Source organism: Halomicrobium katesii DSM 19301, assembly GCF_000379085.1.
Lineage (GTDB): Archaea > Halobacteriota > Halobacteria > Halobacteriales > Haloarculaceae > Halomicrobium > Halomicrobium katesii.
This window is the reverse complement of record NZ_KB905378.1, coordinates 2,727,083-2,747,129: the sequence shown is the minus strand read 5'-3', so window position 1 is coordinate 2,747,129 and position 20,047 is coordinate 2,727,083. Positions and strand designations below refer to the sequence as shown.

Here is a 20,047-nt window from a genome sequence, read left to right as displayed (position 1 = left end):
TGCGATTTCTCGTCTGTAAGGATCTGCAAGAGGCCGACGAGGACATCTCTGAGTACGGCGACGGAAGCGTCATCCTCTGTACCGACGGCTACACGATCTATGAGGACATCGAGGAGACGGAGGGGGTGGACGGCCATCTGGCCGTCACCCACTCCGACACCTACGTCATCGGTGACGCCCACACAAANACCTGCGAGAACCGCCACAGCTTCCTTCGCCAGTGGCTGGCGAAGTTCAGAGGCATCTCGAAGCATCATCTCCAAAAATACCTCGGATTTCTCGCACTGAAACTCAACTCACCGGACGACTGGTTCAAGAAACTGCTGTGTTACAATGTATCGGGATGAGCGATCGTCAAAAAAGAAGCGCGACCACAGAAAATGTCTGCCGTGACGGTTTTGGAACTCTACGAGGGCGTCGCTCGGTCTCGAACGCCGGAGACGAAGCGAGAGCGAATTCTCGAGATACTGGAAACGAAGCACATCGTGAGCGCCGACCACACCGTGATGCGAAAAGCCGGAAAACTCTCCGGTGAGCTAATCAACGACGGTGAACGGATCGAGCGAGAGGACTGTATTATCGCTGCGACTACGCTTCTCAATGACGAACCGGTTCTCACGAGAAACACGAAGCACTTCGGACGTATCGACGGCCTTGAAATACAGTCTTACTAAATCTTCGAGTGAAGTGCTACCGACTCTCCCGCTGTTCGACCTTGTTCAGTTCGATCAGTAGTCGGAAGATCGCTTTCACGAGGTTGGCGTCCACGTCGAACCGTTCGGCGTTCTCGCCGGCCCGATCCATCACGGACTGTTCCTGGTCCTCGTCCGTCGTGGGCAGGCCCTTCTCGTCTTTGACCTCGGCGATCGTGTCGGCGACGTAGGTCCGCTGTGCGATCTTCTCGACGATCTCGCGGTCGATCGTCTGGATCTCTGTGCGCAGTTCGTCGAGACTCATGTCCTCTGGATTCGTGCTCATAGTGTGTGAGTTCCCTCCGTTTGGGTCGTGGTCAGCCAGGTGTTGCCGTCGCGCTGCTCCCAGTAGACCTGGACCTGTTCGAGCGCGGGACGTGGGCCGACGGCGACGTAGGACGGGCCGGTGCCGGAGAGCGAGACGCCCTCGACCTGCCGCATCGCTTCGATGAGAGGCTCCGAGTCGAAGTCGAGCGCCGCACAGAAGGCCAGTCCGTTGACCGTCATCGCTCGTTCGTAGTCGCCGTCGAGCGCGAGGTCCTCGACCAGCCGGGCCATCGGAGCGACGTGCTCGCAGCGGCGCACGTCCGCGTCGGCGCTGAACGCCTGCTCTGGGGGCGTGTAGACGAGCACGTCCCAGTCGATCTCGTCGCGTGCCAGTAGCTCGTCGGCGTCGTTGTCCGTGACGGTGACGCCCCCGAGCATCGAGGCGGAGGCGTCGTCGAACGCACCGGTGGCCGTGACGCCCACGTCTCGCGCCGCCATCACGCCGAGGCGGGCCATGTCCTCTCGCGTCATCCGGTCGGTCCTGTCGAGCGCGTCAAGCGTCGCCATGACGGTCGCGTTGGCGGCCGCCGAGCTGCTCTTGAGACCCGAGGCCATCGGCACGTCGCTCTCGGTTCGGACGACGGCACCGGCCACCTCTGGTTCGCCGTGAGCGTCGAGGACGTACTCGACGCAGGTCTCGATCAGGCGAGTGTCGGCGTCGGGCGCGCCAGCGATCTCCCCGACGACTGCCTCCTCGTCGTCGTCGATCTCCGCCTCGGTGAACAGATCGACCGTCGCGTGGGTGTACTCGTCGATGGCGAACGCCGACCCGCGGTGGGTGGCGAGCGCGTTCAGCACCGTCCCGGCCGCCGGGGCCGCAGCCTTCCCCTGCATCGTCTCACTGTCCCACACGACCGTATTTACCTGTGGCGGTCTGGTAGCCGCCGGTGGAACGCGGCGCTTTTGCCGGTCCGAGGCGAACCGTCGCCAATGAGTGCCCGCAACGACGTAGCCCCGGAGACGCTGTCGGTCCAGCTCACGGAAGACGGCGTCGTAGTCGAGTACACCGACGGCCGAGAAGTGTTCTACCACGGCGTCCCCGAGCGAGTCGAAGACAGCGTCGTGGCAGCACCAGCCAAAGAGGTCCACGTTCTCGTGACCGATCCCAACGAGACCGAAGGCGTGTTGCTGTACGTCAACGATCTCAACACCCACGACGACATCCTCGAAGAGACCGGCGTGGGCCGGATCATGCTCGACACGGGCGAGCAAGAAGAGGTGTTCCCCGGCGTGACGATCACGGACGCGTCGATGCGCGTCGAAGTCGAGGCCGATCCCGAAACGGCTCGTGGACGCGTCTTCGTGTTCGTCGAAGACGAGATGGGCGAACGGAGCTACGAGATCGTCGGCAGCGAGTGATATCCGTGGTTTCGAGCCATCCGCGGCCGCTGGGTCGCAAAGCGGTGCGCGGCCGCACGAACGCGCCGCTCCGACCGTCGAGGCGGTCGATCGACGAGTCGTCTACGGGAAGAAGCTCCGGGGCTTGACCCCGGAGCAGTTCACCTAATTCAAGGTGGAGGCCCCACCCTCAAGGAGTGCCGAGCTTCCGATACGTCGGAAGCACAAACGAGTAGGGTGGGGAGGACAGCGCGGAACTCCGTTCCGCGGGCCGTGCGAACGGCGAAGCCGTGAGCAGAAGCCGACATGGTACTGACTAGCCGCCAAACTGTTGCCTGCTAATTCCCAACTATTAAGTAACTACTGGTATATATGTGAAAATACAGTGGAGTACCGTCGTACTGCCGTTATCAAGCTCGACACGCCCGAAGGCGCGGATGCACACCTTCAGGAGACTGTCGAGCAATTCAAATACTGCGCCAACACCGCGAGTAGGTGGTGCTGGCACGGCGACGACGGCTACCACGTTACCTCGAAAGCAAAAGCCGAACGCGGCCTGTACGACCAGCTACGCGAGGACACCGAGTTGACCGCGAACCTCGTCCAGAAGGGGATTCGCCAAGCCGTCGAAGCCGTCAAAAGCGGCGTCGAACGGCTCACAAACGACCAAGATACGTCTCGCCCGACGTTCACTGCGGATACCGCAATCTACGACAAGCGAAGTGCCACGTTCCATCGTGACCACGTTTCGCTGTCAACAGTGGACGGACGAATCGGGTGTGACTATATCCTCCCTGACGACGCTGACGTACCACCGACGAAGTACGTCACAGACGAGGAGTACGAGTTTCGGCGGGCGACTCTCCATCGACGTGATGGCGACTGGTATCTCCATGCATCGATGCTCAAAGAGGACGACACCGACACCACGACCGGGCACAGAACAGTCCTCGGTGTGGACCTCGGTGTGAACCAGCTCGCGGTCGCTTCGACTGGTCGGTTCTGGTCGGCAGACGAGTTCAACCACTGGAAGCGAGAGTACGAGAAACGGCGTGGCGACCTCCAGCAGTGCGGGACACGGGCCGCACACGACGCGATAGAAGGAGTTGAACAGAAAGAGGACGGGCGCTTCGAGATATTCCTGCACCGTGTCGCCAACGAAATCGTCGCTGAAGCCGTCGAACACGACTGTTCGCATATCGTGTTCGAGGATCTGACCGATATTCGTGAGAACGTGCCAGACGCGTCGTGGCATCATCTGTGGGCGTTCCGTCGCCTCTATGAGTACGTCGAATACAAAGCTAGAGAGCAAGGCGTCGAATCCGTCCAAGTGGACCCACGCAACACTTCGAAGCGATGTTCGACCTGTGGGTTTACCCACGACGACAATCGCCATCAAGAGTCGTTCGAGTGTCTGAAGTGTGGGTACAAGAACCACGCGGACTACAACGCTTCCAAGAACATCGGTTTGCAGTATCTCCGGCGTCGGCAAAACGCAGATGCCGGAGGCGCACCCGTAGACGTGCGCTTGAATCGCGGGACGCTGAACGTGAGTGGAGAGTACGACCTTCCCGCCTCATCCGAGGCGTAGAACGGGAGTCCACGCGAAAGCCCTCCCCTCAACGAGCGAGCGGGGTAATTACCCCCGAGCGAAGTAGGGGAGGGTAGTTTACTGGATGTAGGACGGTTCTTCCGAGTCACAGTTGCGCTCGTGCTGGTCGGCGTCGCTCTCGTCGTCGAACATGAGCCCGCAGTGCTCGCACTCGTACCAGGTCATCTCGTCACGCTCGGTCTGAGAGACCATGTCACGTGTTCCACACGCCTCCGGTATAGGCGTTTCTCCGGGGCTGCGTTCGACAGACGATCACCAGATCGCCGTCGGTAGACACCGCGACCGCCGGACGCCGCCCAGCTACCAGGCGACGGTATCAAGACCGTCGGTCCTCTATCCGAGCGCATGAGTGGTCACCCGTCTGGCGGGATCGAGCTCGAAGTCGAAGGGGCCAACAAGCGCGACGCGGGGCGTGGCATCGCTCGGCTGCCGGACTCGGTCCGGGACGAACTGAACGTCCTCAGCGGCGACCCGATCATCGTCGGCGGCGACAGGAAGACCGTCGTCAAGGTCTGGCCGGCCAGCGACAACGGCGGCCAGTTCGTCAGAATCGACGCGGACACGCGGGCCAACGCCGGTGTCAACATCGGCGACACCGTGACGGTCTCGAACGCGAGCGTCGACGACGCGACGACGATCACCGTCCAGCCGGCAAAGCCCCTCCCCGGCAGCGAGTCCTACGAGCACGCCGTCCGCGACCGGCTCGTCGACCGACTCGTCCAGCGAGACGAGCAGGTCCACGTCGAGGGGCTGGGGACGTTCCTCGTACGCTCGACTTCGCCGGAAGGGTCCGTGCGCGTCGCCGACGACACCCGCGTCACAGTGTTGCCCTACAGCGGCGACCGCGAGGAGTCGGCGACCGCGTCGTCGGTAAATCCCCCGTCCGAGGACGAGGCGACCGAAACGGCCGACATCGACGTGAACTACGAGGACATCGGGGGCCTCGACGAAGAGCTCGACCAGATCCGCGAGATGATCGAGATGCCACTCTCCGAGCCCGAGCGGTTCCGTCGGCTCGGAATCGACCCGCCCAGTGGCGTCTTGCTCCACGGGCCGCCCGGCACCGGGAAGACGCTGATCGCTCGGGCCGTCGCCAACGAGGTCGACGCGTACTTCGACACGATCTCCGGCCCGGAGATCGTCTCCAAGTACAAGGGCGAATCCGAGGAGCGGTTGCGAGAGGCCTTCGAGCGCGCCGAGGACAACGCGCCGTCGATCCTCTTCATCGACGAGATCGACTCGATCGCGGGCTCTCGCGACGAGGACGCCGACATGGAGAACCGCGTCGTCGCCCAGTTGCTCACGCTGATGGACGGGCTGGAAGACCGCGGGCGGGTCGTCGTCATCGGCGCGACCAACCGCGTCGACACGATCGACGACGCCCTCCGGCGGGGCGGGCGCTTCGACCGCGAGATCGAGATCGGCGTGCCGGACGAGCCGGGTCGGCGAGAGATCCTCGACGTACACACCCGCGAGATGCCGATCGACGACGACGTCGAACTCGACGACGTGGCGAGTCAGACCCACGGTTTCGTCGGCGCGGACCTGGCGACGCTGACCACGGAGGCCGCGATGACGGCGCTGCGACGAGAGAGCGACGACCCGGACGTGAACCGGGCCGACTTCGAGACGGCGATGGCGGCCGTCGAACCCTCGGCGATGCGAGAGTACGTCGCGGAGTCGCCGTCGGTCTCGTTCGACGCCGTCGGCGGGCTCGACGAGGTGAAAGAGCGGCTCACGGAGGCCGTCGAGTGGCCACTCGCCTACGGGCCGCTCTTCTCGGCGACCGACACGGATCCGCCCAGCGGCGTGCTCCTCTACGGGCCGCCGGGGACCGGCAAGACCCTGCTGGCCCGCGCGATCGCCGGCGAGAGCGGCGTCAACTTCATCCACGTCAACGGCCCCGAACTGCTCGATCGCTACGTCGGCGAGTCCGAGGAGTCGGTCAGAGAGGTGTTCGAGCGAGCCCGCCAGACCGCCCCGAGCATCGTCTTCCTCGACGAGATCGACGCCGTCGCGGGCCAGCGCGGGGAGAGCAACGAGGTCTCCGAGCGCGTCGTCTCCCAGCTGCTGACCGAGCTCGACGGGATCACGGAGAACCCCAACCTCGTCGTCCTGGCGGCGACGAACCGCCGCGAGACGCTCGACGACGCGCTCTTGCGGCCGGGTCGGTTCGAGCAGCACGTCGAAGTGCCGAACCCGGATCGCGCCGCGCGTCGCGAGATCCTGGCGGTCCACACCGCCGACAAGCCCCTCGGCGACGGCGTCGATCTCGACGGGCTGGCGGCCCGGACGGAGGGGTACTCGGGAGCCCAGATCGAGGCACTCGTCCGGGAAGCCTCGATGCGAGCGATCCGGGCCGTCGCCGACGACATCGATCCCGACGACGTTGCAGCCAGCGCCGAATCGGTCGTCATCGAGACGGCCGACTTCGAGGCCGCGCTCGAATCGGTCTGACGCCAGCGACCCACACCCGTCTCGTGACATAGATTTTTGTCTACCGGGGGTCAAGTCCACACGCTCACATGACCCGAGACAGCGAGGTCCCCGGCCGCCACTACATCGACGGTGAGTGGACAGACGGCGACAGTACGACGACCTTCGAGAGCCGCGAGCCCGCGACCGGCGAGGTGCTGGCCGAGTTCCAGCGCGGAACGGGCGACGACGTAGCCAGCGCCGTCGCCGCCGCCGAGGCCGCCGCCGACGAGTGGCAGTCCCTCTCCTACATCGATCGCGCGGAACACCTCTGGGAGATCTTCCACGAGCTCCGAGACCGCACCGACGAACTCGGCGAAGTCGTCAGCAGAGAGTGCGGGAAAGAACTCTCCGAGGGCCGAGCCGACGTGGTCGAGGCCTACCACATGGTCGAGTGGGCCGCGGGCAACGCCCGCCACCCCCACGGCGACGTCGTTCCGAGCGAGGTCGCGAGCAAGGACGCCTACATGCGGCGCAAGCCCCGCGGCGTCGTCGGCTGCATCACGCCCTGGAACTTCCCCGTCGCCATCCCGTTCTGGCACATGGCGGTCGCGCTCGTCGAGGGCAACACCGTCGTCTGGAAGCCCGCCGAACAGACCCCGTGGTGTGCCCAGATCGTCGCGGAGATGTTCGACGACGCGGGGATCCCCGACGGCGTGTTCAACCTCGTTCAGGGGTACGGCGACGCCGGCAACGCCGTCGTCGAGGACGACCGCGTCGACACCGTCCTCTTTACGGGCTCCGCGGCGGTCGGCCACGAGGTGGCCGGCAAGATCGGCGGCCGGCCGGGCCGGAGCGCGTGTTGCGAGATGGGCGGCAAGAACGCGGTCGTCGTCACCGACACCGCCGACCTGGATATCGCGGTCCACTCGGCGGTGATGTCCTCGTTCAAGACGGCCGGCCAGCGCTGTGTCTCCGCGGAGCGCCTGATCGTCCACGAGGACGTGTACGAGGAGTTCAAGCGCCGCTTCGTCGACCTCGCGGAAGACGTGACGGTCGGGGATCCCCTCGACGAGTCGACGTTCATGGGCCCGGTCGTCGACCAAGAGCAAGTCGAGAAGTTCGCGGAGTACAACGAACTGGCCCGACAGGAGGGCGCGACGGTCCTCGTCGACCGCGAAGAACTGGCCCCCGACGCGATCCCCGACGGCCGCGAAGAGGGCAACTGGGTCGGACCCTTCGTCTACGAGATGGAGTACGATCCCGAACTGCGCTGTCTCACCGAAGAGGTGTTCGGCCCCCACGTCGCCCTGCTGGAGTACTCCGGCGGGGTCGAACGCGCGGTCGAGATGGTCAACGCGACGCCGTACGGCCTCGCCGGCGCGATCGTCGCCGAGGACTACCGCCAGATCAACTACTTCCGAGACAACGCCGACCTCGGACTGGCCTACGGGAACCTCCCGTGTATCGGCGCGGAGGTTCACCTCCCCTTCGGCGGCGTCAAGAAGTCCGGCAGCGGCTCGCCACACGCCCGCGAGGTGATCGAGGCGGTCACCGAACGAACGGCCTGGACGATCAACAACTCGAAGGAGATCGAGATGGCACAGGGGTTGTCGGCTGATATACGGACCGAGGAGTGAACGACGCAGGGAGGCGTTTCATCGCCGACCAGTGGTTCACTGCGAGCAGAGGAGTGATGCGCTCGACGAGCGGGACGAGCCGCGAGTAGCGGTGGCGTGTGCTCCGAGAGAGTTCGACCCGCGGGAGCGAGTCGACGAGAGGTTTGTGAACGTGGGGCACGAAGTGGCAGTATGACCGACGAGACGACAGCAGTCACGCGGCGTCGATCGATGTTGGCCACGATGGCCGCCGGCCTCGGCGGTCTCGTGGCCGGCTGTGGCGGGCGCTCGGTCGGACAGCGATCACCGACCGAGACCGACGACGACGCCGGGGTCGCCGTCGATCGCGTCGCGGAGTCGTTCACGGCTCCGTGGAGCGTCACACCGCTACCCGGCGGGGAACAGTTGCTCGTGACCGAACGGCCTGGTCGGCTCTCGCTGGTGTCGTTGCCGGACGGCGAGAAGAGCGAACTGACCGGCGTGCCGTCGGTCCACGCCCGGGGCCAGGGCGGCTTGCTCGACAGCGCACTCCACCCCGAGTTCGAGGAGACGCTGTGGGCGTACCTGACCTACGCCAGCGCCAACGACGGCGGCGAGTCGACGACGGCGCTGGGTCGCGGGCGGCTGAACGTCGACAGCGGCTCGCTCGACGCGTTCGAGCGGCTCCACGTCGCCGAGCCCTTCGTCGAGTCGAACGGCCACTTCGGCTCCCGGGTCGCTTTCGGCCGGGACGGCACGGTCTACCAGACGGTCGGTGATCGACAGTTCAAGGAGTTCGGCCCCGAGCACGTCGCCCAGGACCCGACGACGGAACTCGGTGTGACGCTGCGCCTCGAACCCGACGGCTCGGTCCCGGACGACAATCCGTTCGTCGACGAGCCGGCGGCCGCCGACGCCGTCTACAGCTACGGCCACCGCAACGCCCAGGGCATGGCCGTCCATCCCGACACCGGCGCGATCTGGCAGAGCGAGTTCGGGGAGCAGGACGGCGACGAGATCAACGTCCTCCAGCGCGGGGGCAACTACGGGTGGCCCGTCGCCGACGAAGGCTGTACGTACGGTTCGGGCGATCCCATCGGCGTGGCACACGCGGACCGCGACGACGTGGTCGGGCCGGTCTACTCCTGGCCCTGCGGGAGCGGTGGCTTCCCACCCAGCGGAATGACGTTCTACACCGGCGCGGCGTTCCCGGAGTGGGACGGCGATCTGTTCGTCGGCGGGCTGGCCGCGCAGTCTCTCGCTCGCTTCACCGTCGACGGCACCGACGTGACCGAGGCCGAGCAGCTGCTGTCGGGACGCGGGTGGCGAATCAGAGACGTGGCCCAGGGCGTCGAAGAGGGGCACCTCTACGTGGCCGTCGACGCCGACGACGCGCCGATCGTGCGCCTCTCGCCTGCGTGATGCTGTCGGCTGTCCGTCTGTAAACGAGTTCGCCACCACGGCGAGTCTCTCCCAGGGTGTCAGCCGACAGTGTGAGCGGCGCTCCGAGGACGAGAGAGAACGGTTGCGAGCGAGCGTCAAAAGGGCTGGAGACCCAACACGATGGAAGGACGCCGAGAAAGGCTGTCCGGACAGCCTTGGGCGATCGCCACCGTGGCCGAGCAGCGAGTCGAGCGAGCCGAGCTAGTTCGCCGGCAAAGACGTGAAAAGCGCCGTGCCGGCACTTGCTACTCTCGACCGAGCACGTATAAAGCTCAGGATTGGCGGCGATCGTCGAGCGCCGGGAACGACTCGCGGACGGCGGCGACCCGATCCGGATCGAGGTCGGCGGTGACGAGTGCCGGCTCGTCGCCCGTCGACGCGATCGGCGTCCCCCACGGATCGTACACCGTCGAGCGACCGAGCAGCGCCTCGCCGTCGAACGTGCCGACGCCGTTTGCCGCCGCGACGTACGTGAGGTTCTCGACGGCGCGTGCCTTCGGCAGGACCGACCAGTGCTCGACGCGGGGATAGGGCCACGCGCTCGGGACGAGCGCGAGCGTGACGCCGCGGTCGGCCAGTTCCCGGTAGAGCTCCGGAAATCGGAGGTCGTAGCAGGTCGTGACGCCGACGGTAAACCCCCCGATGTCGGCAGTCTGGATGCGCTCGCCCGGCTCCAGGAGGTCCTGCTCGGCCGAGCCGTAGCCAAAGAGGTGGTGTTTGCGGTACACGCTGCGGCGCTGTCCGTCGCTGTCGAACAGCACGGACGTGTTGGCGTAGCCCGTCGTGGCCGGCGTCTCGATGCCGGCCGCGCGGCTGGCAGCCAAGTCCTCGACGATCGACCCCGCGAGGAGGGCGAGGTCGTGCTCGGCCGCCGTCTCTCTGAGGCGCGTCAGCGTCGGTCCGGTCAGGGACTCGGCGGTGCGGGCGTAGGCGTCGAAGGCGAAGTAGCCGGTGGCGAACAGCTCCGGTAGCGCGACGAGTCCCACACCCCGGTCGGCGGCTCGTTCGATCATCGCCGTCGCTCGCTCGACGTTTCCCTCGACGGTGCCCGCTTCGACGCGGTGCTGTGCGAGCGCGATCTTCACGGGCGGTCCTCGATGTCTGCCAGCAGCGCGCGTTCGAGGTTCTCCAGCTCGGCGTCGAAGTTGCGCTTGAAGAACCGCTCGACGCCCGGGATTCGACCGTCGACGACGAACCGATTCGTCAGTCGCGTCGCCACGTCCGCGTCGTCCCGCTCGATCGCTTCCAGTTCGTGTTCTCCCCGCACCGACATCACCTTCGATCGGCCGGTGAAGCTGACGTAGTCGGGAGCCCGCCGTTCGTCGTCGCTGGTCTCGACGGCGACCGTGCTGTCGATCAGCGGGATCGGGAGCGCGAGGTGCCACGTGGCCGAGCCGTCGTCGTGTGTCTCCCATCGCTCGATGACGCTGAGCGGCGCGGCGCGTCGGTCCGGGTCTGCGATGAACTCCCAGACACGCTCGGGCGACGCCGGTACCGTCATCGTCCGCTCGACCCGGACAGTCATACGATGTCGTCAGGGGTACGTGGTCAAAAAGACGGCGAAGACCGCCACGACTAGCTCAGCGTGACGCGCCACGTCGTCGAGCGGGATCGGCCCCACTTCTCGATGTCGACCTCGTCGGCCTCCTCGGCGAGTCGCGGCAACCGGGCACCGACCTGCTTCGACGAGAGACCGAGCTGCTCGGCGATGTTCTTCGCGCGGAAGTAGCTCTGCCCGCGGGAGACGCTGTCCCTCAGGTAGTCGAGGATCTGCCGGTCTTCCTCGCTGATCTCTCCCATGCCTCCAAGTAGGGCCTTCGAAGTCTTAACCGTTCCTTTCCGAGCTATCGGAGCGGAGTAGACGGGCAGGAGGTGGGAACAAAAGGGTGTTCGAACGACGACTCGTCGGCCGGTCGATCAGTCGTCGAAGGCGTGGATCGCCACGATCGCCAGGCCAGCTGCCAGCATCGCGACGCCGAAGGCGATCCCGCCGTTGACCTGCACTGCACGGGCGTGTTCCAGCGCGTACGAGTAGCCGAAGACCCCTGTCGCGACCGAAGCGACGACCGCCACGATCGAGAAGAGCAGCCCCAGTCCGACGCTCATGTCCGTCTTCGACGACGTTGTTGCCATACGAACTGCTATCCCGAGTGGCCACTTAATTCATGCGGAGCGAGCGCCCCGAGAGCGACGACGGCGTGCTCTGATACGGAAAGTCGTAGTTGCTTACCGGTGAGCGTCGCCACGGAGTAGACGTTCACCGGTAAATTCCTACAACTGTCCGTATGACCGACGATTACTTGATCTCGGTGTGCTCGGACTCCTCGTTGAGCGCGAGGTTCGTCGCGATCTCGGCGTTTCGGACGGCGTACTCGGCGGTCTGCTGGAGGCTCACGAGGACTTCTCGCACCTGCAGGAGCGACTCGTTGCCCATCTCCGGCAGATCGTCAAGAATCTCGGTCTCCCGGTCGCCGATCTCGGCGTAGGTCTCGCGGACTTCGATGGCGGTGTCGTAGTCGCGCTCGACGGTGGCGGTCACCGCTTTCTCCGTGATCTCGTTGACCTGATCGGTGAAATCGCGGATCCGACGCATCGTCGACGACTCGATCGTGAGCGTGTGATCGTCGGACGCCAGGGCGATCTCGGCGATGTCCTCGGCGTTGTCGGCAGTCAGCTCCAGGTTCTTCGCGATCGATCGGTAGCCGATCAGCGGGAAGCCGTCGTCGAGGCCGACCGCCCGCGCCAGATTGGGGTTCTGGTAGGAGGTGAAGATGAGGCGAAGGAGGAGCACGAAGATCTTGTTTGCCTGGCGTTCCCGGTTGAGTGCGCGCTGTGCGAGATCGGGGTTGCCGTGGGCCAGCGACTTGACGGCCTCGTTTCGCATGGTGCTGCCGGTCGATTCGAGCCGTTCGAGGAGGTTGTTCAGCGTGAAGTCTTCGGGGTCGACCGAGCACCGGATGGCGATGCGTTCCGGGCGTTCCTCGATGACGCCCAGCCCCATCAGCTGGGTCTCGGCGTTGTAGACGGCGTTGATGTGTTCCGAGGGGAGCGTCTCGCCCTCGCCAGCGTCGATGTGGATGATCCGGCGGCCCAGCACGTACTGGGCGACGATCGCTCGCTCGACGGCGTCGGCGTCGAGATTGGCGGCGTAGATGATCGCCTCGGACTCCTCTGCCTGCACCGATTCGGGCAACACGGTGAGGGCACCGTTGCCGCTGATTCGCAGCGACACTTCGTCGCCCTTCTCCACGTCGTGGTCGCTGGCCCACTCCGCCGGCAACGTCATCGCGAGCGTCGACGGGCCCAACCGCTGTACCTTTCGGGTTTCCATATGTCCTTTACTTGTCCCAGCTCACCTTAATGTTGTCTATACGGTCGAATACATTCCGCGAATAATAATATTGGAATTCGTTACCGGGAATTGGTGGACGAACATCCACCGATCGTCGCGGCGTCAGGCGACCTCGACGAGACGGCGCTCGAAGGCCCCGACGCGCACCCGGAGCCAGCCCCGCAACTGCTCGTCGAGTTCCGGATCGCCGGTGTCGACGCGCAACACGCCGATGTCGTCGAGCTTGGCCCGCGAGGCGACGACCTCGATCTCACAGCGTTCGATGACGGCCGGCGACAGCTGTTGGTTCCCTCGGCCGAAGACGAACCCCTGTCCGCCGATGGGCGAGACGATCACGACGTTGTCCTCGCCGAGCGCGTCGACGATCTCCGCCTCGCCGCCGTCCCTGACGAGAACCGCCCCGTCCCGCCACACGTCGACGCCCAGGGTCGTGCCGTCGAACCCCAGCGCGGACTTGATCGCGCCGACGGTGCTGCCGGGTCCGAGGACGTAGGTGACTCCCGATCGTGCCTCCTCTGCGACGGCCTCGGCCAGCGTCTCGACGGTGCCGCCGCCGAGTTGCTTCGCGGACTGGCGCTCGTCTGCCTGTGGGACGCGAACGACGGCCCGAAGCTCGGTGACGACCTCGCCTCGGCGGTACTCGTCCTCGTCGATGTCGTTGACCTCCGCCCGTTCGGTGTCGGTAAAGCGGGCGGCGATGCGGCCGGCCGCACGCGGTGAGACGCCGAAGACAGACGAGTACACCTTGACGCCGGCCGGGACGCCGAGCATCGGCGTCTCCTCGCCGAGTTCCTCGGCCACGTCGACGGCGGTGCCGTCCCCGCCCACGAAGAACACGAGATCGACCCCGTGCTCGCGGAAGGCACGCACGGCGGCCCGCGTATCCTCGCTCGTCGTCTCGTCGCCCGCTGGCTCCCCGAGTACGACCGGCTCGAACCCCGCGTCCCGGGCCGCCCCGGCACCCATCGGCTCGCCCCAAGCGAGCACCTCGATCTCGTCGCCGTACTCTCGGAGTGCGGCCAGCGCGGTGGTCGCACGCTCGGGTGCGCGGGGCTCGGCCCCCCGCTCGCGAGCCGCTTCGACTTTGCCGTCCGTCCCTTTGAGTCCGACCCGCCCGCCCATCCCGGCGATGGGGTTGACGACGACACCGATTCGGCGCATACCACGCGTTCGGTCGCCACTCGCAAAAGCCACCCGGGAACGAATCTTTGAAGCCGGAGGGCGATGGACGTAGTCGTATGTTCGTTCCGCTGCAAGAAACCGTACAGCCCGGAGTCATCGACGCGGCCGGCTACGTCGTCACGCTCGGCGGGATCCTCGCGACGGCGCTCTGGCTCAAGTTCCTCGCGCGCTAGTCGTCGGCGGACTCGACCCGCGCTTCGAACCACGCCGCCGCTTCCTGTACGAGTTCCCGATCGGTCCCCTCGAACTTGACGCTGACACGCTCGCCCGGGTAGCTGCCGACTTTCACCGGGAACCGCTCCTGGACCGCGGCGAGGCGATCCAGCAGCGCGCTCTCGGGTTCGTCGGTCTCGACGACGGTGACGTGTCGCCCGTCCCCGTCGAACGCGTCCTCGATCTCCTCAAACATCCGTTTCATCTCTGCGGGGACACCCGGCAGTACGTAGCAGTTCTCGACGACGCAGCCCGGCGCGACGCCCTCGTGATTGGGCAGCACACGCGCCCCTTCGGGGACGTGGCCGGTGCCGTCGGTGAGATCCGCACGCTCGTAGCCGCCGTGTTCTTCCAGCCACGACAGCGCTTCCTCGCTCTCGACCACGTCACGGCCGAAGGCGGCGGCGACGCCCTCGATCGTCTTGTCGTCGTGTGTCGGTCCGAGCCCGCCGGTGACGACGACGGCGTCGTACTCGGCGTGGTACTCGTTGACGACGCGAGCGATGTCCGCCAGCCGATCCGGGACGACCGTCGTCCGTTCGACCGACACTCCGCGGTCGGCGAGCCGGCGGCCGAGCCACGCGGCGTTCGTGTTGACGGTGTCGCCAGCGAGAAGTTCGTCGCCGACCGTGACCAGCGCGACGTGCATGTCGCGGCGTTGGTCGTCACCGAGTAAAAGCCTCTCGTCGTCGCGGCTACCGCATGCCCGGCGGCGGTCCGTCGTCGCCGAAGTCGTCGCCGTCCGTGTCGATGTCGATGGCGGTCTCCTCGCGCTTTCGTTTCAGCGACTGGATCTGTCGCCAGTAGTAGACGCTCCCGCCGATCGCCAGGACGATCCCACCCCCGAAGAGCGAGCCGAAGATCAGCAGGTCACGCTGGAGGTAGTAGCGCACGCGGATCGTCTGGGCGGTCACGTTCTCGTAGGTCAGCGTCATCCGGTCGTCCGTCACCGATCGCTCGCCGGCCGGTGGGTTCACCTGCGAGAGCAGCGGGACCCCGACGCGAGCCCCCGGCGGGAGGGTGAGGTTCGTCGCCCCCTCGACGAACACCGGCGTCGAGTAGCGTTTGCCCTGTCGCGGCGCGGTGAACGCGACCTGTCCGGCGGTCTCGTTGGGTACGTCGACGATGGTCCGCTCGCGGGTCTGGCTCACCGACAGCGCCGAGTGGTCGGCGGTGACGACGGTCCCGTTCGGATATCGGTACTGGAGCGCCCTGATTTCGAGGTGGGCCTCCTGGCCCAGCGCGTCGCGCTCGTACACACGTAGCTCCGAGCGGTTCTCGGTACCGTACACGTGGGCAGAGGCGTTCTTTTCGAGCGTGATGGAGGCGTTGACGCTCGAATCCCAGTCGTAGTCGGCGGATTCGTTGAGCCGCTGGGGGTCCGGTTCGCCCGGCCCGAGAAGCGAGGTGCAGCCACTCAGGGCGACGAGTGCGAGCACCGCAGCGAGCGCGAGACCCCGACGCCTCATGGGACGATACAGAGCAGCTCCGAGGGCAGGTACTGGCCGATGCTGGACACCAGCCCCGGCGGATCGGTCTCGTCACGGCAGACGATACTCTGTTCGAGCAGGCCGACGCGCTCGACGGTGACGATGTCCTGGGCGTGGCCGGCGCGGTTGACGGTCGCCCGAACCTCTGCCCGGGTCGCACTGTTGACGTTGACGCGGCCCTGTCCGCGGGTCCACTCGTACAGCTCGTCCTGGGCGGCGTCGCTGAGCCGTGGCGGATCGTCGTTGACGAACTCCAGCGGGAGGTGCTGGACCAGTCCGAAGCGGGTCCGGACCTGTTCGGGACTCCCCCGGCCCAGACCGATCTCGTCGGCCGGGATCCGGACGGAGTCGCCGTGGCCGACGTCGAGGACGAACCCGTCGTCGTCCCAGGAGTCGAGCGTGCCGACGTAGGTCTCGCCGGCTTCGAGGGTCGGGACGATCTCGCCGAACTCCTCGCCCAGGAGGTTCCGGGCGATCGTCTCGTCTGGCCCCGTGATCGTGACGCTCGGGAAGTCGTCGTCGCGGATCCCCACGTCGTACTCCACGTCCAGATCCGCGAGTTCGTTCCCGACGAGCGAGGTCAGCGAGTCGAGCGCACGCTGGCGAGCGTCGCCGTCGACGTACAGCTTCGTTGCGAGTACGACCATCAGGCTTCGGCGTCCTCTCGTTCGTGGTCGACGTTGAGTTCGTCGCGGAGCGTCGCGATCCGTTCGTCCATGGCGTCGACGAGTCGCGTGTTCTCCATCGATTCGACCTGGTCACCGCACTCGGGACACTGGAAGCCAAACTCCATCGCCTCGTCGAACTCGAAGCGGATGCCACAGCGCTCACAGAGGTAGAACTCGTTGTCTCGCTCGTACGATTCGCGGTCTTCGAGCGCGTCGAGCAGGCGGTGCATCTCCTCTTCGAGCTTCTCCGGGATGTTCTCGTACTTGAACGTCCAGAGGTAGGTGAGCCACCCCGAGTCTTCGTCCCGGAGTCGCCGATACGACGCCAGGTCGTTCTCGTAGAGAATGAACAGCGCCCGGCGCACGTCGTTGAGCTCCAGTCCCAGCTCTTCGGCGAGTTCTTCGTCGGTCACTTCGCCGTCCGGCGGCGCGGCGGCGACCGGCATCCCTTTCGGTCCGACGAGTTCGTGGAGGTATTTCTGTATCACAGGATCCTCCAGGAGGTCCTCAAAAGCCATTGTATGCTCTTCGGGCCGTCGTCCGGTTAAGTTTTAGCTTTCCCGTACGACTCCCGGGGTCGAAACCGCAAGTACAATATAGTTTTAGGAGAGCCAAAACCCATGGGTGGCAATCGAGCCAGCAGCAGGGGGATCGGTCGCCGTCGGTTTCTCCGACGGAGCGGTGCGATCGTCGGCGTCGGCCTCGTCGCCGGTTGTACGGGGTCGAATCCGAACGACGGCACTCGAACGACGAGCGAGGGCGGTACCGACACGCCGGCCGGCCCCGCGGCGCTCGGATACGACCTCTCGGTGGCCCACGAGCTTACAGAGTGGGACCGCTACGATCCCGACTGGGAACCGCCGAGCGACTCGCCCCGAGAGGAGTACACCGCGGAGGTGCTGGCGACCGGGCTCGAAGTGCCCTGGGACCTCTCGTTTGCGGGCGAAGACACGCTGTTCGTCACCGAGCGGACCGGCCGCGTCACCGAGTTCGACAGCGGGACGCTGCGGACGGTCGCCGAGCCGTCCGACGTCATCGACGCAGCGGCGATCGAGGCGGGCTCCGACGAGAGTCGGTGGCGGCTCACCGGCGGCGAGGGCGGTCTGCTCGGCGTCGCCGCCCACCCGTCGTATCCGGATCCGCCGGTCGTCTACGTCTACTACACGGCCGAGACGAGCGAGGGGAAGCGCAATCGAGTGGTCGCCTTCGACGCCAGCGCACCAGCTCCCGACGAGACTGTCGTCCCGGTCGTCGACGAGATCCCGGCCGACACCTACCACAACGGCGGTCGGATCGCGTTCGGACCGGCCGACTACCTGTGGATTACGACCGGCGACGCCGATCCCGGACTCGAACACACGGAACAGACGAGAGACCCAGCCTCCCTGGCCGGGACGGTCCTCCGCGTTCGGCCCGACGGGTCGCCACCACCGGACAACCCCGACAGCACGTCGGACGCCGACCCGCGCGTGTTCACCTACGGCCACCGGAACCCCCAGGGCATCGACTGGCTCCCGGACGGGACTCCGATAGTCACCGAGCACGGACCCGGCGCTGGAGACGAGCTCAACGTCCTCAGGCCGGGCGTCGACTACGGCTGGCCAGTGGTCCGGAACAGCGGTGATCACGAGCGATACCCAGAGACCGAGTTCCAGTCGCCGGTCGCGGACGCCTCGTCGTGGGCCCCGGCCGGGGGCGTGTTCTACACCGGCGAGAGCGTTCCGAGCCTGCGGAACCGGTTCGTGTTCGGTGGCCTGATCAGTCAGCGAGTCACGGCCGCGACGATCACGCCCGCCGACGGGCCACAGCCCGCAGACGGACACGAGCGACACCACGACGCCTCGTGGTACGACGCCGACTACCGGGCCGGGACCAGCGGGCTCCTGAGCGAGGAACTCGGACGTGTCCGCCACGTCGAACAGGGACCGGAGGGCGATCTCTACGCGATCACGTCGAACCGTGACGGTCGCGCGAACGGACCGTTCCCGCGCGACGACGACGATCGACTGGTTCGGATCCGTCCGGCCTGATACAGATTATTGTAGCGATTTACCGGTGATCGTCTACTCCGTGGCGACGATCACCGGTAAGCAACTACAATAAACCGTATGACTCCGGGGACTGTCCGCCGAGGCGCTGGCCCGATTGTACGGACGGTCGTCGGAACGTACCGGTGAGCGTCTCCGTCCCGTGGAACGATACGGAGACGGGTGCGAGCTGGGAAGACGGTAGTAGAGGAGCGGTGCCAGCAGACGAGGGCACGGGAGTGTTCTGGAGCGAGGGACCGGTCCCGGCGCGACAAATGGTATATGTGTCCAAGACACGTACGAGACGGTGTATGCTTGACAACGGCCGTTGGAAGACTGGTCTGGACGAATGAGCGGCGACGAGCAGCCCTCGCCCGCCCAGAGCTCGTCTGATTCCGTCGAGAGTGAGTCTTCGGCGTCGCTGGGAGAGCGGTACTCACGCGTCGTGGATCGATTCGTCCACGGAGTCGAACTCGCTGCCGCGACGGTCTTTGCCCTGCTCTTTGCGGTCGGCGTCGTCGACCTGATTCTGGAGATACTCGCTTCCGTGCGGTCGGGCAGGATCACCGATCCGCTCGTCGTCATCAGGTTCATCGACACCGGACTCCTCCTGTTGATCATCGTCGAGGTGTACCAGACGGTGCTGGCCTACGTCGAACAGAGCGACACCCGGAGAGTCGTCCGGTTGGTCATCTACACCGGTGTCATCGCGATGGTTCGGAAGGCCATCATCTTCCGCACGGGAGAGTACGCCACGCTGGCGGACGCCGTGTTGGCCGCCGGATCGTACGCGATCATCATTCTCGCGCTGGTCGCACTGCTCTTCGTCGAGCGGGTCTACGGGAACGGCTCCCTCCAGTTGTCCGACGGCGAGTCCGCGTAGCGAAGCTGCCGACGAGAGCCGGCCACCGAAGTGTCAGGACATCGCCGTGACGGGCCGGCAGACTTTTGCACACGTCCCGACCGAGGTCACGCATGGTCGCTGTCACTGTCTGGAACGAGTACGTACACGAGCGAGAGGACGACGCCGTCGCGGAGATCTACCCCGACGGCATCCACGAGACGATCGCCGACGCGCTGGCCGAGCGCGGCCACGAGACGCGAACGGCGACCCTGCAAGAACCCGAGCACGGCCTCACCGAGTCGGTGCTCGACGACACCGACGTGTTGCTCTGGTGGGGGCACGCCGCTCACGACGAGGTCGCAGACGACGTGGTCGAGCGGGTCTGTCGTGCAGTCACCGACGGCCTCGGCCTGCTCGTGCTCCACTCCGCACACTTTTCGAAGCCCTTCCGGCGACTGCTGGGGACGCCCTGTACCCTGAACTGGCGAGAGGCCGGCGAGCGTGAGCGTCTCTGGGCGATCGACCCCGACCACGCGATCCTCGACGGCATCGAGACGCCGATCGTCGTCCCCGAGGCCGAGACCTACGGCGAGCCGTTCGGGATCCCACAGCCCGACGAACACGTCCTCAGCTCCTGGTTCGAGGGCGGCGAGGTGTTCCGATCCGGCGTCTGCTATCGCCGCGGCAGCGGCCGGATCTTCTACTTCCGGCCGGGCCACGAGACGTACCCGATCTACCACGACGAGACGATTCAGGACGTGCTCGCGAACGCCGTCGAGTGGGCCGCACCGACGGATCGCAACGTCACTCAGTGGGCCAACGTCAACGTCGAAGCTAACGAATAAC

General features: G+C 65.9%; 23 protein-coding genes. 10 read left to right on the top strand and 13 right to left on the bottom strand.

Annotated features, from left to right (window positions below; genetic code table 11):
- Positions 1-347: IS1595 family transposase (locus tag HALKA_RS19595; protein ID WP_018258674.1), on the top strand; the 347-nt coding region annotated here is incomplete at its 5' end.
- A 33-nt stretch (positions 348-380) separates the two neighbouring features.
- Positions 381-674: a PIN domain-containing protein gene (locus HALKA_RS19590; protein ID WP_018258673.1), complete on the top strand. Its 294-nt coding sequence runs from the start codon at positions 381-383 to the stop codon at positions 672-674.
- A 16-nt stretch (positions 675-690) separates the two neighbouring features.
- Here the strand turns inward: HALKA_RS19590 and HALKA_RS0114485 are convergent, their stop codons facing one another.
- Both HALKA_RS0114485 and HALKA_RS0114480 read right to left on the bottom strand, forming a co-directional pair.
- Complete coding sequence (locus HALKA_RS0114485; protein WP_015763303.1) at positions 691-978, bottom strand: chorismate mutase; 288 nt, start codon at positions 976-978, stop codon at positions 691-693.
- Positions 975-1,853: a shikimate kinase gene (locus HALKA_RS0114480; protein WP_018258671.1), complete on the bottom strand. Its 879-nt coding sequence runs from the start codon at positions 1,851-1,853 to the stop codon at positions 975-977. Before HALKA_RS0114480 ends, HALKA_RS0114485 begins: the two co-directional genes overlap by 4 nt.
- A gap of 96 nt (positions 1,854-1,949) precedes the next feature.
- On the opposite strand from HALKA_RS0114480, the gene HALKA_RS0114475 reads away from it, so the two are divergent.
- Together HALKA_RS0114475 and HALKA_RS0114470 are read left to right on the top strand one after the other, a co-directional pair.
- On the top strand, positions 1,950-2,378 hold the full coding sequence (locus tag HALKA_RS0114475; RefSeq protein ID WP_018258670.1) for a DUF5796 family protein: 429 nt from the start codon (positions 1,950-1,952) through the stop codon (positions 2,376-2,378).
- Between the two features lie 364 nt (positions 2,379-2,742).
- Entirely contained in the window at positions 2,743-3,948 is a 1,206-nt protein-coding gene (locus HALKA_RS0114470; protein WP_018258669.1) for an RNA-guided endonuclease InsQ/TnpB family protein, read from the top strand.
- 78 nt (positions 3,949-4,026) lie between these two features.
- Here the strand turns inward: HALKA_RS0114470 and HALKA_RS22180 are convergent, their stop codons facing one another.
- Complete coding sequence (locus HALKA_RS22180; protein ID WP_015763299.1) at positions 4,027-4,161, bottom strand: DUF7128 family protein; 135 nt, start codon at positions 4,159-4,161, stop codon at positions 4,027-4,029.
- Between the two features lie 153 nt (positions 4,162-4,314).
- On the opposite strand from HALKA_RS22180, the gene HALKA_RS0114460 reads away from it, so the two are divergent.
- The 3 genes from HALKA_RS0114460 to HALKA_RS0114450 all read left to right on the top strand — a co-directional run bounded on the left by HALKA_RS0114460 (position 4,315) and on the right by HALKA_RS0114450 (position 9,404).
- Complete coding sequence (locus HALKA_RS0114460; protein WP_018258668.1) at positions 4,315-6,426, top strand: CDC48 family AAA ATPase; 2,112 nt, start codon at positions 4,315-4,317, stop codon at positions 6,424-6,426.
- Between the two features lie 68 nt (positions 6,427-6,494).
- On the top strand, positions 6,495-8,024 hold the full coding sequence (locus tag HALKA_RS0114455) for an aldehyde dehydrogenase family protein (RefSeq protein WP_018258667.1): 1,530 nt from the start codon (positions 6,495-6,497) through the stop codon (positions 8,022-8,024).
- 171 nt (positions 8,025-8,195) lie between these two features.
- Entirely contained in the window at positions 8,196-9,404 is a 1,209-nt protein-coding gene (locus tag HALKA_RS0114450; RefSeq protein ID WP_018258666.1) for a PQQ-dependent sugar dehydrogenase, read from the top strand.
- A 293-nt stretch (positions 9,405-9,697) separates the two neighbouring features.
- Here the strand turns inward: HALKA_RS0114450 and HALKA_RS0114445 are convergent, their stop codons facing one another.
- From HALKA_RS0114445 to HALKA_RS0114395, 10 genes are all read right to left on the bottom strand, one after another.
- Positions 9,698-10,510, bottom strand: a complete 813-nt coding sequence (locus HALKA_RS0114445; protein WP_018258665.1) for a carbon-nitrogen family hydrolase — start codon at positions 10,508-10,510, stop codon at positions 9,698-9,700.
- Positions 10,507-10,950 carry an SRPBCC family protein gene (locus HALKA_RS0114440; protein ID WP_018258664.1) on the bottom strand — a complete coding sequence of 148 codons (444 nt, stop codon included), beginning with the start codon at positions 10,948-10,950 and terminating at the stop codon, positions 10,507-10,509. Before HALKA_RS0114440 ends, HALKA_RS0114445 begins: the two co-directional genes overlap by 4 nt.
- A gap of 50 nt (positions 10,951-11,000) precedes the next feature.
- On the bottom strand, positions 11,001-11,225 hold the full coding sequence (locus HALKA_RS0114435) for a DUF7123 family protein (RefSeq protein WP_018258663.1): 225 nt from the start codon (positions 11,223-11,225) through the stop codon (positions 11,001-11,003).
- 117 nt (positions 11,226-11,342) lie between these two features.
- Positions 11,343-11,558, bottom strand: a complete 216-nt coding sequence (locus tag HALKA_RS0114430) for a DUF7525 family protein (RefSeq protein ID WP_223270951.1) — start codon at positions 11,556-11,558, stop codon at positions 11,343-11,345.
- A gap of 163 nt (positions 11,559-11,721) precedes the next feature.
- Positions 11,722-12,756, bottom strand: coding sequence for a phosphate signaling complex PhoU family protein (locus HALKA_RS0114425; RefSeq protein WP_018258662.1), 1,035 nt, complete (start codon positions 12,754-12,756; stop codon positions 11,722-11,724).
- Between the two features lie 123 nt (positions 12,757-12,879).
- On the bottom strand, positions 12,880-13,938 hold the full coding sequence (locus HALKA_RS0114420) for an ATP-NAD kinase family protein (protein WP_018258661.1): 1,059 nt from the start codon (positions 13,936-13,938) through the stop codon (positions 12,880-12,882).
- 190 nt (positions 13,939-14,128) lie between these two features.
- Positions 14,129-14,821 (bottom strand): competence/damage-inducible protein A, encoded by a 693-nt coding sequence (locus HALKA_RS0114410; RefSeq protein WP_018258659.1) that lies wholly within the window; start codon positions 14,819-14,821, stop codon positions 14,129-14,131.
- Positions 14,822-14,867: 46 nt separating this feature from the next.
- Positions 14,868-15,641, bottom strand: coding sequence for a DUF5803 family protein (locus HALKA_RS0114405; protein ID WP_018258658.1), 774 nt, complete (start codon positions 15,639-15,641; stop codon positions 14,868-14,870).
- A complete protein-coding gene (locus tag HALKA_RS0114400) occupies positions 15,638-16,309 on the bottom strand; it encodes a DUF2110 family protein (protein WP_015763285.1) in 672 nt (223 codons plus the stop codon). Before HALKA_RS0114400 ends, HALKA_RS0114405 begins: the two co-directional genes overlap by 4 nt.
- On the bottom strand, positions 16,309-16,848 hold the full coding sequence (locus HALKA_RS0114395; RefSeq protein WP_026190330.1) for a transcription factor: 540 nt from the start codon (positions 16,846-16,848) through the stop codon (positions 16,309-16,311). Before HALKA_RS0114395 ends, HALKA_RS0114400 begins: the two co-directional genes overlap by 1 nt.
- 102 nt (positions 16,849-16,950) lie before the next feature.
- On the opposite strand from HALKA_RS0114395, the gene HALKA_RS0114390 reads away from it, so the two are divergent.
- The 3 genes from HALKA_RS0114390 to HALKA_RS0114380 all read left to right on the top strand — a co-directional run bounded on the left by HALKA_RS0114390 (position 16,951) and on the right by HALKA_RS0114380 (position 20,046).
- Positions 16,951-18,360, top strand: a complete 1,410-nt coding sequence (locus HALKA_RS0114390) for a PQQ-dependent sugar dehydrogenase (RefSeq protein WP_018258656.1) — start codon at positions 16,951-16,953, stop codon at positions 18,358-18,360.
- A gap of 346 nt (positions 18,361-18,706) precedes the next feature.
- A complete protein-coding gene (locus HALKA_RS0114385) occupies positions 18,707-19,240 on the top strand; it encodes a phosphate-starvation-inducible PsiE family protein (protein ID WP_018258655.1) in 534 nt (177 codons plus the stop codon).
- A gap of 92 nt (positions 19,241-19,332) precedes the next feature.
- A complete protein-coding gene (locus HALKA_RS0114380; protein WP_018258654.1) occupies positions 19,333-20,046 on the top strand; it encodes a ThuA domain-containing protein in 714 nt (237 codons plus the stop codon).
- The last annotated feature ends 1 nt before the right edge of the window (position 20,047 follow it).

What these genes read in the sequence shown, in the direction of transcription:
- HALKA_RS19590 (WP_018258673.1), top strand. Translation starts at nt 381, where the DNA reads ATGTCTGCCGTGACGGTTTTGGAACTCTACGAGGGCGTCGCTCGGTCT.
- HALKA_RS0114485 (WP_015763303.1), bottom strand. Translation starts at nt 978, where the DNA reads ATGAGCACGAATCCAGAGGACATGAGTCTCGACGAACTGCGCACAGAG.
- HALKA_RS0114480 (WP_018258671.1), bottom strand. Translation starts at nt 1,853, where the DNA reads ATGCAGGGGAAGGCTGCGGCCCCGGCGGCCGGGACGGTGCTGAACGCG.
- HALKA_RS0114475 (WP_018258670.1), top strand. Translation starts at nt 1,950, where the DNA reads ATGAGTGCCCGCAACGACGTAGCCCCGGAGACGCTGTCGGTCCAGCTC.
- HALKA_RS22180 (WP_015763299.1), bottom strand. Translation starts at nt 4,161, where the DNA reads ATGGTCTCTCAGACCGAGCGTGACGAGATGACCTGGTACGAGTGCGAG.
- HALKA_RS0114460 (WP_018258668.1), top strand. Translation starts at nt 4,315, where the DNA reads ATGAGTGGTCACCCGTCTGGCGGGATCGAGCTCGAAGTCGAAGGGGCC.
- HALKA_RS0114455 (WP_018258667.1), top strand. Translation starts at nt 6,495, where the DNA reads ATGACCCGAGACAGCGAGGTCCCCGGCCGCCACTACATCGACGGTGAG.
- HALKA_RS0114450 (WP_018258666.1), top strand. Translation starts at nt 8,196, where the DNA reads ATGACCGACGAGACGACAGCAGTCACGCGGCGTCGATCGATGTTGGCC.
- HALKA_RS0114440 (WP_018258664.1), bottom strand. Translation starts at nt 10,950, where the DNA reads ATGACTGTCCGGGTCGAGCGGACGATGACGGTACCGGCGTCGCCCGAG.
- HALKA_RS0114435 (WP_018258663.1), bottom strand. Translation starts at nt 11,225, where the DNA reads ATGGGAGAGATCAGCGAGGAAGACCGGCAGATCCTCGACTACCTGAGG.
- HALKA_RS0114430 (WP_223270951.1), bottom strand. Translation starts at nt 11,558, where the DNA reads ATGGCAACAACGTCGTCGAAGACGGACATGAGCGTCGGACTGGGGCTG.
- HALKA_RS0114425 (WP_018258662.1), bottom strand. Translation starts at nt 12,756, where the DNA reads ATGGAAACCCGAAAGGTACAGCGGTTGGGCCCGTCGACGCTCGCGATG.
- HALKA_RS0114420 (WP_018258661.1), bottom strand. Translation starts at nt 13,938, where the DNA reads ATGCGCCGAATCGGTGTCGTCGTCAACCCCATCGCCGGGATGGGCGGG.
- HALKA_RS0114410 (WP_018258659.1), bottom strand. Translation starts at nt 14,821, where the DNA reads ATGCACGTCGCGCTGGTCACGGTCGGCGACGAACTTCTCGCTGGCGAC.
- HALKA_RS0114405 (WP_018258658.1), bottom strand. Translation starts at nt 15,641, where the DNA reads ATGAGGCGTCGGGGTCTCGCGCTCGCTGCGGTGCTCGCACTCGTCGCC.
- HALKA_RS0114400 (WP_015763285.1), bottom strand. Translation starts at nt 16,309, where the DNA reads ATGGTCGTACTCGCAACGAAGCTGTACGTCGACGGCGACGCTCGCCAG.
- HALKA_RS0114395 (WP_026190330.1), bottom strand. Translation starts at nt 16,848, where the DNA reads ATGGCTTTTGAGGACCTCCTGGAGGATCCTGTGATACAGAAATACCTC.
- HALKA_RS0114390 (WP_018258656.1), top strand. Translation starts at nt 16,951, where the DNA reads ATGGGTGGCAATCGAGCCAGCAGCAGGGGGATCGGTCGCCGTCGGTTT.
- HALKA_RS0114385 (WP_018258655.1), top strand. Translation starts at nt 18,707, where the DNA reads ATGAGCGGCGACGAGCAGCCCTCGCCCGCCCAGAGCTCGTCTGATTCC.
- HALKA_RS0114380 (WP_018258654.1), top strand. Translation starts at nt 19,333, where the DNA reads ATGGTCGCTGTCACTGTCTGGAACGAGTACGTACACGAGCGAGAGGAC.